We start from the raw sequence: 2,432 nt of genomic DNA on the forward strand, positions 1-2,432 counted from the left end.
GCCGTCGAGATGTTTGTTGGCGATGCTCTCCACCATGAACGGCGGGCGGCAGCACCACCAGCCGCAAATCCTCGTCGGGATCGACGCCGCCGGAGCCCATCCAGAACCGCAGATCGTAGTTGTGGCTCGAGAACGGGAAGGTCATGCCGAAAGTCAGCGGCTCCTGGCCCTTGGCCTTGCGCTGCGCCGCCACGCGCGCCAGCGCCCGCGCCGACACCACCGGATCGGCGATATCGCCGTCGACATTGGCGGCGATCGCCGCGTAGAGATCCGGCGACACCGTGATGGCGTTGCCGTTGACGCCGAGTCCGAACGCCGAGATCACCGGCACCTTGACATGGCCTAGGCCGAGGCTCGACGCGACCGCCAGCGGCGCGAGCAGATGTGCCGCGTCGAACATGCCGATGTTGAACTTGTCGCGGACATTGGCCCAGGAAATCTCCCGCACCAGCTCGACGTCGAGACCTTCGGCGGCGCAGAACCCCTTGTCGGCGGCGACGATCAGCGCCGCCGCATCGATCAGCGGAATGAATCCGATGCGCAGCCGCTCGCTCATTTCAGCATCTCCGAGGCGGTGATCACCGACTGGGCGATGTCGGCGATCTTCTTCTTTTCATTCATCGCGGTCGAGCGCAGCAGCACATAGGCCTGCTCTTCGGTCAGGCCCTTGGCCTTCATCAGGATGCCCTTGGCGCGGTCGATCACCTTGCGCTCTTCCAGCGCCGAGCGCGCACGATTGAGTTCGGATTCGAGGTGCGCGAAGGCGTTGAAGCGCGAGATACACAGATCGAGCACGTGCTTCATCCGCTCCTTCTTCAGCCCGTCGACGATATAGGCGGAGACGCCGGCATCGACCGAGGCCTGGATCGAGGCGGTGTCGCTCTGATCGACGAACATCGCGATCGGCCGCTTCACGATGCGGCTGACCTGGAACATCTGCTCCAGCATGTCGCGGCTCGGGTTCTCCAGATCGATGACGATGACGTCGGGGTCGATCTCGTAGATTCGCGCCAAGAGATTGGTGGTGCCCTCGAGCTGAGTGATCTGCGTCATGCCGGCTTCGCGCAGACCCTCGCTGAGGATCGCGGCGCGCACCGGATTCTCATCGACGATGACGATTTTCAGCGAGGGATCCATCGCTCAGTCTCTCGCCGTCATTGCGAGCGCAAAACACCGCTGCGTCATTACGAGCGTCGAACCCCGCCCCGTCATTGCGAGGAGCACCCGGATCGGCGCGTAGCGCCGTCCGGGCACAGGCTCCGCGACGAAGCAATCCAGCCCAGTGCACGGGGCTGGATTGCTTCGCCTTCGGCTCGCAATGACGAACAACGCGTTCTCCATGGTCCGGTTTGAATTGCACTCACGTCAAACCACACTCCGGCCGCGGTTTGAAGCGGATTGTGCAGCACACAAGCGACGCGCCGATATTGACGGCGCGGTTCCGATCGGGTGGTGTGCGGCAAAACCTCCACGCTTTTTCCGGGACAACGCTCATGAAGTTCGTGATGGCCATCGACCAGGGCACCACCTCGTCGCGCGCAATCCTGTTTCGCCCCGACATTTCGATCGCCGCCACCGCGCAGCTCGAATTCCCGCAGCATTTCCCGGCCTCCGGCTGGGTCGAGCACGAGCCCGAGGACATCTGGGCCTCGACCATCTCGACCTGCCGCGACGCCATGGACAAGGCCGACGCCAAGGCCGCCGACATCGCGGCGATCGGCATCACCAACCAGCGCGAGACCGTGGTGGTGTGGGACGCCGTCTCCGGCCAGGCCATCCACCGCGCCATCGTCTGGCAGGACCGCCGCACCGCCGATGTCTGCACCCGGCTGAAGGCCGACGGGCTCGAGCCGATGATCACCGCCAAGACCGGCCTGATCATCGATCCGTACTTCTCCGGCACCAAGCTGGCCTGGCTGCTCGACAACGTGCCCGAAGCGCGCGCCCGCGCGCAGCGCGGTGAACTGAAATTCGGCACCATCGATTGCTACCTGCTGTGGCGCCTCACCGGCGGCAAGGTCCACGCCACCGACGCCACCAACGCGTCGCGCACGCTGCTGTTCAATATCCACAGCGGCGACTGGGACGACGAACTGCTCAAACTGTTCGCCATCCCGCGCGCGATGCTGCCGCAGGTGAAAGACTCGTCGGCCGATTACGGCGAAACCGATCCGGGCCTGTTCGGCGGCCGCATCGCGATCCGCGGCATCGCCGGCGATCAGCAGGCCGCGACCATCGGCCAGGCCTGCTTCTCGCCCGGCATGATCAAGTCCACTTACGGCACCGGCTGCTTCGCGCTGCTCAACACCGGCACCACGCCGGTGAAGTCCAACAACAAGCTGCTCACCACCATCGCCTATCAGCTCGGCGGCCAGCGCACCTACGCGCTCGAAGGCTCGATCTTCGTCGCCCGGTCTGCGGTGCAATGGCTG

At 64.8% G+C, this 2,432-nt stretch carries 2 protein-coding genes and 1 pseudogene; 1 reads left to right on the top strand and 2 read right to left on the bottom strand.

The genetic code is table 11. From position 1 onward, the window contains the following. Positions 1-556 (bottom strand): annotated as a pseudogene (locus tag I5M_RS29950) (CmpA/NrtA family ABC transporter substrate-binding protein); the annotation flags it as partial. Next, positions 553-1,137 carry an ANTAR domain-containing response regulator gene (locus I5M_RS16565; RefSeq protein WP_022722412.1) on the bottom strand — a complete coding sequence of 195 codons (585 nt, stop codon included), beginning with the start codon at positions 1,135-1,137 and terminating at the stop codon, positions 553-555. The gene I5M_RS16565 and the pseudogene I5M_RS29950, both read right to left, overlap by 4 nt. Positions 1,138-1,493: 356 nt before the next feature. On the opposite strand from I5M_RS16565, the gene I5M_RS16575 reads away from it, so the two are divergent. Next, positions 1,494-2,432, top strand: a 939-nt coding sequence (locus I5M_RS16575) for an FGGY family carbohydrate kinase (protein WP_022722414.1), incomplete at its 3' end; no start/stop codon positions are given.

Source organism: Rhodopseudomonas sp. B29 (assembly GCF_000333455.1).
GTDB lineage: Bacteria > Pseudomonadota > Alphaproteobacteria > Rhizobiales > Xanthobacteraceae > Rhodopseudomonas.

Excerpts from the sequence above, each read along its gene's own strand:
- I5M_RS16565 (WP_022722412.1), bottom strand. The coding sequence starts at position 1,137 with ATGGATCCCTCGCTGAAAATCGTCATCGTCGATGAGAATCCGGTGCGC.